Genomic DNA, 13,289 nt, shown 5'->3' on the forward strand with positions numbered 1-13,289 from the left:
TGGTTGCATAGTCATCTTTATGTCGATAGTCTTATGAATACTTTGTAATAATAAAATACAGAGCATTTCTTTGTGATAAGAAATGCTCTGTATTTCTGTTGTCCAGAATAAAAAAATATGAAAGTGACCTTTTGTCAAGGATTCGTTGACCATATGCCATTAGGTTTTTTTGTGAATGCCAAATTGGTAGGTAATACCCCTTCATTATACGTTTCTGGACATCGCAAAAGAAATGAAATAAGTTACTTCTGTTACATGGATTAAAAATTTATAAACAAAGCCAATCGAAAATAACGAGAACGGTATAACGAGTAGAAATAAATAACGCCATCCTAAATATTCAACAATAACACCAGATAATGTTGATCCTATAGCGGGCGCAAACATAATTACAAGTTCTAACCATATCAACTTCAAAAAATTCAATTCAAGCTTTCATCAAATTTTCACACAATTATAGTACTATGAGCTTTGGAATATTCTAGAATGGCAAACCTATCTTCATTAATATATAAAGGTAATAAACTTGGAAGAAGAAAAAGACATATTGTATTGTTGACGGAGGGATGTTTATGGGAATAGTTAGTGTATTAGCACCAATCATTAAGATCATCATAAGTGTGATTGTGGGAACTCTAGCATTTTATCTACTAGATAGTAATGAATCAGCGGCACAAAAGAAACAGCATGTTAATGAAATAACATCTCAACTCATTAATTTCGTTATCTTTATTTGGATTAGTAAAATTATTTTGAAGTTTTCTGTATTCGTAAAAGACCCACTGGTCGTATTAGCCTATCCAAGCAATGCATTAGCTTTTTATCTTGCTGTACTTTTTAGTACAGTAGCCATTGCTTATAAGGCTAAACGACAACAAGTTGATGTTCTTTTATTTTCGAATGCATTTATGCAAGTGTTTCTAGTCGCCTCATTAGTATATGAATTCATTCGAATTGTGTGGGATAAAGATACGTATTCAATCGGTTATATGACTTTATTGGCTCTACTTTTCATCGTGTTTCTACTTATCCGTGATCGCATAGTAACACATAATTTAATTATAATCATATTGTTGGGTTGGAGTGTGGGGACATTAGCATTGTCCTTGATTATGCCTGTTGCCATGGTATTTGGTTATACAATGAGACCTTGGTTTTTAATTTTATTTTTAGTTACTTATTTAATATTAATTATATTTAATCAAAGAAAGAAGGTGGCGTAAGTGGGTGGAATTGAGACAGATACAATGTTAATTGTTGGGATGTTTCTGGCAATTGGAGCAGGAGCGCTATCTTTTTTATCACCTTGTGTACTGCCAATCTTCCCAGCATTCTTATCGTATATTACAGGTGTGAGTGTGAAAGAGCTGCAAGGAAATCAAGATTTTACAATACGCAAGAAGTTGTTGAGTCATTCTTTATTCTTTTTATCAGGGGTTTCGCTAGTATTTATTAGTATAGGTGTCGGTGCTTCATTTTTGGGACAATGGATTCAGCAATTATTAATAGGTGATTCAGGTTTGCTGATCCAACGTATAGCAGGAGTGTTCATTATATTTATGGGGCTTTTCGTTGGGGGTTGGATTAATATTACTGCGTTAATGAAAGAGAAACGGTTCCAGTATTCGAGCAAGCCCGTTGGTTATTTAGGAACATTTTTCGTCGGCATGGGATTTGCTGCTGGATGGACACCGTGTATTGGACCAATATTTGGCTCTATTTTATTTCTAGCTGCAAGTAACCCAGGGCAAGGCGTGTTTTATACCGTGATGTATGTCATTGGTTTTTCTCTACCATTTCTTGTGTTGACCTTTTTCCTAGGGTCGACGAAATGGATTGTCCGTCATAGTCAAGTGATTATGAAAATAGGTGCTGTTATTATGATTATTATGGGTTTGGTTCTGTTTACCGGTCAAATGCCACGCATCACCGCATTTCTACTTAATTTAGTACAAGGTACATGGTTCGAGCAATTAGGATAATAAATGGAGGTATAATTCAATGAAAAAGGCAATACTTATTGTGATCGTAGTGGGAATGCTCGGTTGGGCAGTATACGAGTTCGTTTCTTCAACTGATAAATCGCTCGTTCAAGGTAACGATAATACCATATCCGATACAATGGATGAAAGTGATCAGATAGGGATTAATGAAGGTGACATTGCTCCTGATTTCGAACTTACGACATTAGATGGAAAAGTGGTAAGGTTGTCAGACTACAGGGGTCAACCCGTTATGCTTAACTTTTGGGGATCATGGTGTCCACCATGTCGTTCAGAAATGCCTGATATGCAAAAGTTTTATGAGAAAAAGGATGTGGCCATTGTGGCTGTAAATTTACTTGAAACAGAATCCAATCCGGACGATGTTCAAAAATTTGCAGATGAATTTGGACTCACCTTTACAATTCCATTAGATGAACAATCGGCTGTGTCACAGCACTACGAAATCATTGCCTATCCAACCACGCTTATGATTAATTCAAGCGGCCGCATCCATTCTAGATTTAGAGGTGCGATAAATTATGACATGATGGTACAAGAGTTTGAAATGATGAAATAACTCATATTGTCATGTAGACTAATAATGAGGTGATTATTATGAAACAAACCATTATGGTCGTTGAAGATGACAAAATGATGCGAGAGCTTATTCTTATATATTTGAGGAAAAATGGCTATGAAGCTGTAGAAGCAAGTAATGGAGAAGAGGCTAAGGCCGTTTTCCTTGAATATCTACCCTGTTTAATCATATTGGATTTAATGCTACCTATATTAACCGGCGAACAATTTTACACATGGATTCGTGAGCAAGAGCAACATGAAGTTTCGGTTGTTATGCTATCAGCTAAAGCAAGAGTGTATGATAAAATATCCGGATTGAATTTAGGTGCCGATGCGTACATGACCAAACCATTTGATCCAAATGAACTTATTGCACAAGTGGAGGCTGTACTACGCCGTACTGATCAGTTTTGTCAGAAGATTGTACGCCAAGGGCTATGTATTATGCCAAGAAAAGGGCAAGTCTCACTTTATGGTGGACAATTAGAATTAACAAAGTATGAATTTAACCTTCTTTATTACTTCATGAAAAATCCAAACATGGTCTTATCAAGAGAACAACTCATCATGGAGATTTACCCCAATCTGGAGAATACCGTCATGGATCGAACGATCGATGCGCATATAAAGAAATTACGGGAGAAGGTTGAAGATATCCCTTCGAAACCAAAGCGCATTCAAACTGTCCGAGGAATGGGGTATAAATTTGTTGCGAATGAATAAATATTTAACATATCTCATGCCTTCTGGATTTCTTTGGCGTTTGACGTTTATAAATATCCTAGTTATTGTAGCGGCAATTGCTATCAGTAGTTGGGCTGTTTATAATACAGCTTGTTTTCTAGTGGCAGGAGCAGGAGCATTAGATGCACAACGACAGCAACAATTTAATAGCACACTCTTAGAATACTTATGGATTTTTATGACCATGGCAGCCGTTGTTGGAAGTGTCCTTCATTTCTATTTGATTAAACATCTTATCAAGCCAATCCGAAGCTTGATTCAATCTACTGAACAACTGAAGCTTGGGATTTATCCTGAACCAGTGGAAGTCTACAAACGCGATGAAATCGGTCAATTAGTTATACAGTACAATGGCCTTATCTCACAATTGCAAACGAATGAACAGCAAAGAGAAAAGCTCGTGACTGACTTATCTCATGAAATAAGAACACCCTTATCGAATTTAGAAGGTTATCTGCAAGCGTTAAAGGATGGAGATATAATAGGTGATCAACTATTATTTGCATCTCTTTATCAGGAATCAAGAAGATTGTCAAAATTAGTTGAGCAAATCGAACAATTGAAAGAATGGGACTATATATCTGCCCAATCCATTGTTAAAAAGGAACCACATGAGATAAAAGATTTACTGATTCAAAGTGTAGCGATGTTCGAAAGAGCATGGGAGCAGAAGAATGTTTCAATACAATTAGAAGTCGAATCATGCAATCTAACGATTCACATTGAAGGAATACAACAGGTGATCTCTAACTTGATCGATAATGCCATCCGCTACTATGAAGGTAATGGGCCAATAATATTAACTGGAAAAAAACAAGAAAGGGATTATTATATTTCTATTACAGGACCTAGTAAACCTATCCCAGCCAAAGAAAGAGAAAAAGTATTTAGACGATTCTATCGACTAGAATCTTCTCGTAACCGTATGAATGGTGGTTCAGGATTAGGGCTTGCGATATCTAAGGAAATTGTGGAGCGTCAACATCAAGGTGCAATAGGAATTGAAACTGCAATTAACAGTAATACATTGTGGATTTTGTTACCGAGGTGACAAAATCCACATTTGTATCTTGCAAGAATGTTATTCGTTAATATAAATATGTTTAAGTACCCTATGGTAAGACAGAGTAACGCATTTATTCAAAAGGTCCACTGATATCAAAGAGGTCAGATATCTCTAGATTTCAAGATAGTTAGTAATTGAGAGTGATTGAAATAATGGACTAATTGACAACCATCACAGAATCATCACATTCAATTGGTATATATTATAATAAACTTAGTTTGGATGTGCTATGTAATGAAAAGGCCACTTATACTGTTGGCTGATGATGAAAAAAGAATGATGAAGCTGGTTTCAGACTTTCTTGTAAATGCAGGATTTAATGTTGTCAGTGCTGAGAATGGCAAGCAAGCCTTAGATTTGTTTCTAGCGAGAGGCCAAGAAATTGATATGCTTATTCTAGACGTTATGATGCCAGAAATGGATGGTTGGGAAGTTTTGAAAGAGGTTAAAAAAATTTCAGACAAACCAGTTATCATGCTAACAGCTCGTACAGAAGAAGCTGATCAGTTAACGGGATTCAGGCTTGGAGCGAATGATTATGTGAGCAAACCATTTTCTCCAAGTATCCTTGTTGCAAGAGTAGAGAACCTTCTGAAATCCAAGGGAGGATTAGGCCAAGCAGTGATGAGAATAGGGAATATTTCTATTCATTTGGCTGAACGTTCTCTTTATATGGATGATAAATATGTCGAGCTTACTCCAAAAGAGTTTGATTTACTCGTGTATTTTTCTAAAAATGAAACAATCGCATTATCGAGGGATCACATTCTTAATGCTGTTTGGAATTACGATTATATTGGTGATTTACGTACAGTGGATACACATGTGAAACAACTACGGTTTAAGTTAGGCGACTATGGTTCTTATATAGAAACGGTACGAGGCATAGGATATCGAATGAGGTGCAAGCGTGAAGATATCAATTAGGGTTAAGCTATTTCTTATCCTTGGATCTATCATCTTTCTATTTGTAGTCACGACTCAATTATTTAGCAGTTTCTTATTAGAAGATTTCTACCTTTCATCAAAAAAGAAGTTATTAAAAGAAAGTTTAACTCAAGCCGAGGAAATCATCTCGAAGGACCTGGATTTTGAAGAGGAACTTGCCGTACTTCAAGAAAATAAAAATATTATTATGGTACTAGTGGATAATGATTATGCGACTATCTTTCGTCCGGCTTTTGTGAGAAAACAGTATCGCAATAATGATCTGCCTCCAAAGTATATTTTTCCCCATGAAGAGGAATTATTCAAGGATGACATAGACAGATTTTCAAACAGTCCTTCGATTGTAACTAGAACCGATAGAAAGACAAATATAGAATATCTCAGTCTTTATGCTCCAATCAGACTCCCTGATGGGACACAAGCATATACAGTCATTAGTACATCTGTGGATGCGATGAAAGATAGCGTTAAGGCAGCCAGTGACTTTATTCTTTATGTATCCTTATTTGTCGCTGCCATTGGTATAGTAGTCATTTACTATGTCTCCCGAAGTATCTCGAAACCAATTGTCAAGTTAGGAATAGTAACAGAGGCAATTGCTAATCTCGATTTCACACAGAGGATGGAAGTACAATCTACCGATGAAATTGGAGACCTTTCGCGCAATATCAACTTCCTTTCTGAGAAATTAGATAAGACTCTTAGCCAACTTGCTGTAGCGAATACGCAACTTAAGAAGGACATAATGCTACAAGAAAAAATAGATCAGTCAAGAAAAGAACTTATTGCCAACATCTCACACGAACTCAAAACACCGATCTCGATTATAGGTGGTTATGCAGAAGGTCTAAAAGTAAATATTAATGAAAAAGAAAAAGATCTATATTGTGATGTGATCATGGATGAAACTCAGAAAATGAATAAACTTGTTTTAAGCTTACTTGACCTTTCCCAAGTGGAGGCTGGCTATAAACAAATGAATCGGCAAGCCTTTGATATATCTTTGCTAATTGACAAAACACTTGAAAAGTATAAGTTTGTTTTTGCAGATAAGGAAATTAAACTAACCGTTTCTTATGAAGGCGATTGTATGATCATGGCAGATCCTGAAAGAGTGGAACAGGCACTAACGAATTATCTCACGAATGCATTAAATCATGTCGATTTAAAAAGAGAAATTATAGTGCATGGCAAAGAGATGGAGCAACAAGTGATAGTTAGTATCTTTAATTCAGGTAAAATGATTGCACAAGATCAAACTGAGAGGATTTGGGAAAGTTTTTACAAGATAGATCAGGCAAGAACTCGTGAATATGGCGGATCAGGTCTAGGGCTATTTATTGTCCAGGCGATTATTAGCGCTCATGGTGGACAATATGGGGTGACAAACGATGCGGATGGTCCGTCATTTTGGTTTATTTTAAGTAAAGAATGAAACAGTGGTTCTTGTATTACTTAAGAAGTCTAATTTCTCCTTTTTTATAGAGATTAGGCTTTTTTTTTGATCCAATAACCATGTCATTTAAGTTACACATCACATAACCATCACATGTCCCCTCTAAACTAAAGAAAGTAAAAAGTGAAAGGAAGAGTGTATGGTGAGAAGAAAAGCTATGGGATTTATTCTGACAGGTTCGTTAATGGCGGTTTTATTGACAGGGTGTTTCGAGGAAGTAGAGATAACACCTATGAAGACAAAGGAGCAAAAGGTACAGCTAGGGAATTTGGAGGTGGGGTTGCCTGCTGATGGAAGAATAAGCCGTTCATTGACGAATCTAAATTTCGAGATGTCGGGTACTGTAAAAGAGATTCATGTTGAAGAAGGGCAGACAGTAAGTACTGGGGAAATCATTGCTGAGCTTGAAAGTGCAGATGTTGCGCTTACTAATTCGGACAAAGTCTATATTAAAGCACCTATTGAGGGAAAGGTATTGGATATCAATTTTAAGGTTGGTGAGATGGTGACAGGAAGCAAAACAGAAACGCAGTCATCTTCTGGTTCCAGTACGTCTTCTAACGCATCCGTCATATTAATGGATCCTTCAGTCATCTATGTGAAATCAAACATTACGGAGTCGGACATTTCTGGGATAGAGCTAGGACAACAAATGAGACTGACAATTGACCCTTTATCTCTGGAAAATGTTGCTGCTGAAGTAATCCGTGTTAGTGAACTTCCGAATATCGACAGTTCAGGAATTGTAACTTATGAAGTGGTTGGTAAACTTACCGAAACGAATCCTGCTATTAAAGAGGGGATGACAACGTTTCTAACTTACCTGAAGAAAGAAAAGAAAGATGTGCTGATGGTGCCTAATAAAGCGATTTTCATCGATGATGGAAAGCAATATGTGAATGTTAAATCCTCCGAGGGAGAGATAGAGAAAAGACTTGTAGCTGGAGGACTGTCAAACGGAGTGAATACAGAGGTCATGGAAGGGTTGAAAGAGGGAGAGACGATTATTATCGGTGGTGTCGTTAAATGAAGATAGTGGAACAGTTACGTTCGGTCTTACTGAGTGTAACTCATAATAAAGTAAGGGTCTTCCTAACTTCTCTTGGAATTATTATGGGAACCTTTACAATTATCATGGTAGTAGGAATTGGTAAAGCGAGCGAGGAAGCGGTAGCCGAACAGTATAAACGTCTGTCTGTAGAAAGTATTACAATTTCCAAAGCCAGAGGAGCGGGTAGTACAAGTTCCAAGACGCTGACCAAAGAAGATGCATTACAAATGTCGGAAGTACTTTCGCATGTTAAAAGTGTAGGGGTGAGTACACGTACTTCTTCCGAAGTTGCTTATGGAACGACAGCGGAGTCGATAAATATTCAAGGCATCAATGAGGCGTATGCTGACATTACCAATCTGACACCTAGCAACGGTGAGTTGTTTACAGATGAAGAGGGACTGCTAAGGAACAAGGTAGTTGTGCTTGGGTACAATATTGCCAATCTATTATTTGGAGACGATGTAAATAATGCTGTAGGGCAAAAAGTTCTATTAAAAGGAACAAGCTTCACGGTTAAAGGTGTGCTAGAGCGAATTGGGGGAGCAGGAGGAATCAGTAGTGGCCCAGGTGGTGGGGCGGCAAGTTCCTCTGCAGATGATATGGCATTTATTCCTTATGAAGTCGCTCTGAAATATACTTCTGGAAAAGGAGGTGTACGAGGAGGTGGCACGGCAACGGTGACTTATATTGCGTTAGCCAATGACATTCATAGTATCGAACCAGCCATGGCAGAAATTAGAGAATATATTGGAGAGGCAACAGGTGATTCTGAATCTTACACTGTCGTTGATGCAGGAAGTACACTTGCTTCAGCTCAGGACACTTCTACTACGATGTCAGCTTTACTGATTGCCGTGGCAGCAATTGTCATGGTAGTCAGCGGAATTGGAATTATGAACGTTCTAATGGTAGCTGTTAAAGAGCGGACTAGAGAGATTGGCATTCTCAAAAGTATAGGGGCTGCTAGAAAAGTAATTCTTATGGAGTTCTTATTGGAAGCATTCTTTATAAGTGTGTGCGGAGGTTTCCTAGGATTACTGCTCAGTATGTTAGCGCCCTGGCTACTCTCATTTACAGAGATCCAATACGTTGCTTCTTTTGAAGGAGCTATCCTTGGGCTAGGTTTTTCAGCTATCACTGGTATTTTCTTTGGTTATTATCCGGCTGCGAAAGCTTCAAAGCTACAACCAATTGAAGCGCTAAATTATGATTGATTGGAATGATAACAATGACAATGAAACCATTCATAAATGTTACATCAGCGTTACTATTAACGTTGACCTTAGTAGGATGTTCAGTCAGCGAAGATGTTGTAGATCAAGCAACCCCAACGCAAACAAATACAAAGATTCAGGAACAGCAAAGAGGAGAAGGAATTATTGAAGAAATTGACCTGTATGGAGAAATAAAAGAAGTGATTGGGAATGAAGTGGAGATTAAAGTGACAGAAATCCCAGAACTTCTTCAACAGGGTCGAGTAATGGGCGGTGGTGCAGGTGCAACAGGTGATAAGAGACAAAAAAAATATACAGGTGAGGAGAAGTCGATCATCATTCCTGTTGGAATACCTATTGTTGTCATGAGTAGGGGAGAAAATGGCATGGTTGAAAATGAAATCAGTCTGAATGAATTAACTGTTGGTAGTGATTTATCCATTTTTTATCAGGACGATGGAGAAACAATTAAGAAAATCAAAGTGCAAAAGCCAAGAACAGGAACAGGTGGTGGAGCTGGTGGGAAATCAGGTAATTAATATGCAAAAGATCATGAAGTCCTATGGTAAAGATGGACATGAAGTCAATGTTCTAAACGGAATATCTATCTCGGTGGAAGCTGGTGAATTCGTAGCCATCTTGGGCCCTTCCGGTTCAGGTAAAACTACGCTGATGAATCTAATCGGTCTGATTGATACTATTGACAGTGGGGATTATATTTTGGATGGCGTAAACATAGCCGAGCAGTCGGAAAAAAACTATGCAAAAATTAGAAACGAAAAAATCGGCTTTGTTTTTCAGAAGTTTAACCTTATTACAAAATACACAGCCTTATATAATGTCGCCCTACCTCTTCTTCTGCGTGGAGATAGTTACAAAAAAGCTCAGCAAATAGCTAAAGAAACATTAGAAAGAGTAGGGCTTGGAGATAGGATACACTACCGGCCCAACGAGCTTTCGGGTGGCCAACAGCAACGTGTTGCCATTGCTCGGGCATTGGTTGGCAAGTGTCCTCTCATACTAGCAGATGAACCTACAGGTGCCCTTGATCAAAAAACAAGCAAAGAGGTTCTTTCTTTTTTTCAGGAATTGAACGATGAAGGCAAAACCATCGTAATGATCACCCATGATGAAAGTATTGCAGCCAGAGCAAATAGAGTGATTTATGTAGAAGATGGAAAAGTTATCTTAGCTACCTGATGCACAATGAATACACCTTAGAGAATTAGGGATGTGAACCCTATTTTCGCTAAGGTGTATTTTGGGGCGCAGGCAATTTTCTATTAAGGATTCGTTGACCACAGTCCAGCAGATTTAAGGAGAACACGTGGATGGAGTTTCAACTGAGCAACCATCATTTCAGCAAGATCTTCTGGTTGTAACACTTTCTCAGGGTTACCATCTGTAAGGTTTTCTTTGATTGCCAAATCGGTAGCAACTGTGCTAGGAGTTAATGCCGTCACACGGATATTATGTTTACGCACTTCCAGCATAAGAGATTCCGTTAATCCAAGAACTCCGAATTTAGAAGCACTGTATGCACTGGTAAGTGGCGCACCTTTTTGACCAGCGGTGGAGGAGATATTGATAATTTCTCCAGATTGTCTCTCGATCATTTCTGGTAGAACAGCTCTTGTCACATAGTAGAGGCCCATTAAGTTGACGTCGATAATATTCTTGAACTCTTCGACGGAAAGATCAAGGAATTTTCCAAATTGTCCAACACCTGCATTATTAATAAGAATATCGATGGGACCAAGCTCATTTCTTACATGCTTGACTGCTGCCATGACGGATTCATTGTCCGATACATCGGCAGTAGCTAGTGATACGTTGACACCATATTGACGAATTTCCTCAGCAACGAGTTCTAGATTTGCTAATGTTTTACCGATTAATCCGACATGTATACCCTCTTGTGCGAAGGCAATCGCTGTTGCACGACCAATTCCTCTACCTGCGCCTGTAATGATCGCATTTTTACCTGCAATAATTTGCATATGTGAAACACTCCTTTTATCCATCTCTATTTACTATTGTAGTATACCAAATAGTTGACACATTCATATCAATACAATATAATTATCTCGAATTCGAGATAAAAAGGAGATAGTTATGGATTACAACAATATAGACATATACGAAGAGGATTTGTCTTTGAAGGCATTTATTGTTTTGACTCGAGCATTACAATCAATTAAAGCACGTGTGGAAGAAGACATAAAATGTTTAGGATTAAATCCAACTGAGTTTGCTGTTTTAGAATTAGTCTATAGTAAAGGCGACCAGCCGATACAAAAAATCGGTGAAAAAGTGTTGATTGCGAGTAGTAGTATCACCTATGTTGTAGATAAGTTAGAAAAGAAAAACTTAATCAAGAGAAAGCCTTGTCCGAAAGATCGACGTGTAACCCATGCTACAATAACAAACGAAGGAACAGAACTGATGAATGAAGTCTTTCCTAAGCATAGAAAAGCTATAAAGGAAATTTTTGGTGGGCTAGATATAAAAGAAAAAGAAGAACTAATTAAACAGTTAAAAAAATTAGGTTTCCATGCACAAAGCATATAGTTTTTTTGGCATAATGTCTCGGATTAGTAATATACGAATTAGGAGTGTGTTTAAATGATAAAAAAAACAAGTGGAATTCATCACATTACAGCCATGGTAGGTCATCCTCAAGAAAACGTGGATTTCTATGCAGGTGTACTTGGTTTGCGTTTAGTGAAAAAGACGGTTAACTTCGATGATCCGGGTACTTATCATCTATATTTTGGTGATGAGGGTGGTAAACCAGGGACTATCATAACATTTTTCCCTTGGGAAGGTGCACGTCAAGGAGTCATTGGAGATGGTCAAGTAGGAGCTACTTCTTATGTTGTTCCCAAAGGAGCAATGACATTCTGGGAGGAAAGATTAGCAACATTTAATGTATCTTTTACAAAGATGACTCGCTTTGGAGAAGAATGCTTACGATTTGAGGATCCTCATGGGCTTCATTTGGAAATTGTTGAAAGAGATGAATCAGAGAAAAACAATTGGGAATTCGGGGACATAACCCCTGATCATGCCATTAAAGGTTTTGGTGGAGCAACCCTTTTATCCAAACAACCAGAAGAAACGGCTATATTATTAGAAAATGTATTGGGACTTCAAAGAATTGGAGAAGAAGGAGACTATGTACGTTTTCGTTCCTCTAGTGATATCGGAAATATCATTGATTTGAAATTAACGACTAGTGGTAGAGGACATATGGGCGTAGGGACGGTTCATCATATTGCGTGGAGAGCGTTGGATGACAATGATCAGTTGGAGTGGCAAAAGCATGTTGCAGCACATGGGTATGATGTTACACCTGTACAAGACAGAAATTACTTTAATGCCATTTACTTTAGAGAACATGGCGAAATATTATTTGAAATAGCAACGGATCCGCCTGGTTTTGCTCACGATGAATCAGCTGAATCCATGGGGGAACAGTTAATGTTGCCAGTTCAGTATGAACAATATAGAGAGCAGTTAGAACGTAGATTAACCCCAATCAAGGTGAGAGTGTTAGATGAATCTTTATAAAGGAGTGATTGGATGATTTCTATTGATCCGCAGTCTATTACAGAAAGAGAGAATTACAAACTTTTAATTGGGAGTATTATTCCAAGACCAATTGCATTTGTGACTAGTTTGTCAGAAGATGACACCTTAAATGGAGCACCTTTTAGTTATTTTAATATCGTATCTTCTAATCCACCATTGCTTTCCTTATCGATACAACGATCTGGAGGAAGACAAAAGGATACTGCTAAAAACATCATGAAATTGAAGGAATTTGTGGTTCACATTGTTGATGAACTAAATGTTGAACAAATCAATACAACAGCAGCTAGTTTACCATCCAATCAAAGTGAAGTTCAGTTAGCAGGATTAACGCCGGTTCAAAGTTTGAAAGTGTCAGTACCAGGAATTAAAGAAGCAAAGATTCGGATGGAATGTGTACTAGAACATGCATTAGAGTTAGGCGACAAAGATACTCCAGGATCTGATCTCCTTATTGGAAGAGTAGTGCAATATTATGTTGAAAGTGAGATTTACAATAATGGAAAAATTGATCCTAGAAGTCTTGGCGCGATCAGTAGGTTAGCAGGAGACGATTATGCGAAGATTGGAGAGATTTTCTCTATGGAAAGACCTAAATAACTTTAGGTGAGCAAAGATAGTAATTTGTTACATTAGCAGATTGAGTCTA

15 protein-coding genes and 1 pseudogene are annotated in these 13,289 nt (G+C 37.8%); 14 read left to right on the plus strand and 2 right to left on the minus strand.

Going from position 1 to position 13,289, the window contains the following annotated elements:
* Positions 1-240: 240 nt before the first annotated feature.
* Positions 241-396 (minus strand): annotated as a pseudogene (locus ACH8E3_RS06560) (MFS transporter); the annotation flags it as partial.
* A gap of 176 nt (positions 397-572) precedes the next feature.
* On the opposite strand from ACH8E3_RS06560, the gene ACH8E3_RS06565 reads away from it, so the two are divergent.
* The 11 genes from ACH8E3_RS06565 (at position 573) to ACH8E3_RS06615 (ending at position 10,246) form a co-directional block, all read left to right on the plus strand.
* Positions 573-1,223 (plus strand): hypothetical protein, encoded by a 651-nt coding sequence (locus ACH8E3_RS06565; protein WP_458631816.1) that lies wholly within the window; start codon positions 573-575, stop codon positions 1,221-1,223.
* A complete protein-coding gene (locus ACH8E3_RS06570; protein ID WP_458631817.1) occupies positions 1,224-1,982 on the plus strand; it encodes a cytochrome c biogenesis CcdA family protein in 759 nt (252 codons plus the stop codon).
* Positions 1,983-2,001: 19 nt separating this feature from the next.
* Positions 2,002-2,562, plus strand: a complete 561-nt coding sequence (locus ACH8E3_RS06575; RefSeq protein ID WP_458631818.1) for a redoxin domain-containing protein — start codon at positions 2,002-2,004, stop codon at positions 2,560-2,562.
* Positions 2,563-2,600: 38 nt separating this feature from the next.
* Positions 2,601-3,287 carry a response regulator transcription factor gene (locus ACH8E3_RS06580; RefSeq protein ID WP_458631819.1) on the plus strand — a complete coding sequence of 229 codons (687 nt, stop codon included), beginning with the start codon at positions 2,601-2,603 and terminating at the stop codon, positions 3,285-3,287.
* Positions 3,280-4,359, plus strand: a complete 1,080-nt coding sequence (locus ACH8E3_RS06585; RefSeq protein WP_458631866.1) for a sensor histidine kinase — start codon at positions 3,280-3,282, stop codon at positions 4,357-4,359. Before ACH8E3_RS06580 ends, ACH8E3_RS06585 begins: the two co-directional genes overlap by 8 nt.
* Positions 4,360-4,608: 249 nt before the next feature.
* A complete protein-coding gene (locus ACH8E3_RS06590; protein WP_458631820.1) occupies positions 4,609-5,301 on the plus strand; it encodes a response regulator transcription factor in 693 nt (230 codons plus the stop codon).
* Positions 5,285-6,757, plus strand: coding sequence for a sensor histidine kinase (locus ACH8E3_RS06595; protein WP_458631821.1), 1,473 nt, complete (start codon positions 5,285-5,287; stop codon positions 6,755-6,757). The genes ACH8E3_RS06590 and ACH8E3_RS06595 overlap by 17 nt, the downstream gene beginning before the upstream one ends.
* A 160-nt stretch (positions 6,758-6,917) precedes the next feature.
* Complete coding sequence (locus ACH8E3_RS06600) at positions 6,918-7,808, plus strand: efflux RND transporter periplasmic adaptor subunit (protein WP_458631822.1); 891 nt, start codon at positions 6,918-6,920, stop codon at positions 7,806-7,808.
* Entirely contained in the window at positions 7,805-9,046 is a 1,242-nt protein-coding gene (locus ACH8E3_RS06605) for an ABC transporter permease (RefSeq protein ID WP_458631823.1), read from the plus strand. Before ACH8E3_RS06600 ends, ACH8E3_RS06605 begins: the two co-directional genes overlap by 4 nt.
* Before the next feature lie 14 nt (positions 9,047-9,060).
* Entirely contained in the window at positions 9,061-9,585 is a 525-nt protein-coding gene (locus tag ACH8E3_RS06610) for a hypothetical protein (RefSeq protein ID WP_458631824.1), read from the plus strand.
* Positions 9,566-10,246: an ABC transporter ATP-binding protein gene (locus ACH8E3_RS06615; RefSeq protein ID WP_458631825.1), complete on the plus strand. Its 681-nt coding sequence runs from the start codon at positions 9,566-9,568 to the stop codon at positions 10,244-10,246. The genes ACH8E3_RS06610 and ACH8E3_RS06615 overlap by 20 nt, the downstream gene beginning before the upstream one ends.
* Before the next feature lie 83 nt (positions 10,247-10,329).
* On the opposite strand, the gene ACH8E3_RS06620 is transcribed toward ACH8E3_RS06615, so the two are convergent.
* On the minus strand, positions 10,330-11,046 hold the full coding sequence (locus tag ACH8E3_RS06620) for a 3-ketoacyl-ACP reductase (RefSeq protein WP_458631826.1): 717 nt from the start codon (positions 11,044-11,046) through the stop codon (positions 10,330-10,332).
* Between the two features lie 115 nt (positions 11,047-11,161).
* Between ACH8E3_RS06620 and ACH8E3_RS06625 the strand changes: the two genes are divergently transcribed.
* The 3 genes from ACH8E3_RS06625 to ACH8E3_RS06635 are packed head-to-tail and all read left to right on the plus strand — an operon-like array spanning position 11,162 to position 13,240.
* The gene (locus ACH8E3_RS06625; RefSeq protein ID WP_458631827.1) at positions 11,162-11,617 is read left to right on the plus strand and encodes a MarR family winged helix-turn-helix transcriptional regulator; all 456 of its coding nucleotides are present in this window, start codon (positions 11,162-11,164) and stop codon (positions 11,615-11,617) included.
* A 54-nt stretch (positions 11,618-11,671) separates the two neighbouring features.
* Positions 11,672-12,619, plus strand: a complete 948-nt coding sequence (locus ACH8E3_RS06630; protein ID WP_458631828.1) for a ring-cleaving dioxygenase — start codon at positions 11,672-11,674, stop codon at positions 12,617-12,619.
* 12 nt (positions 12,620-12,631) lie between these two features.
* Entirely contained in the window at positions 12,632-13,240 is a 609-nt protein-coding gene (locus ACH8E3_RS06635) for a flavin reductase family protein (RefSeq protein ID WP_458631829.1), read from the plus strand.
* The last annotated feature ends 49 nt before the right edge of the window (positions 13,241-13,289 follow it).

It is taken from the genome of Paenibacillus sp. CMAA1364, from assembly GCF_054373195.1.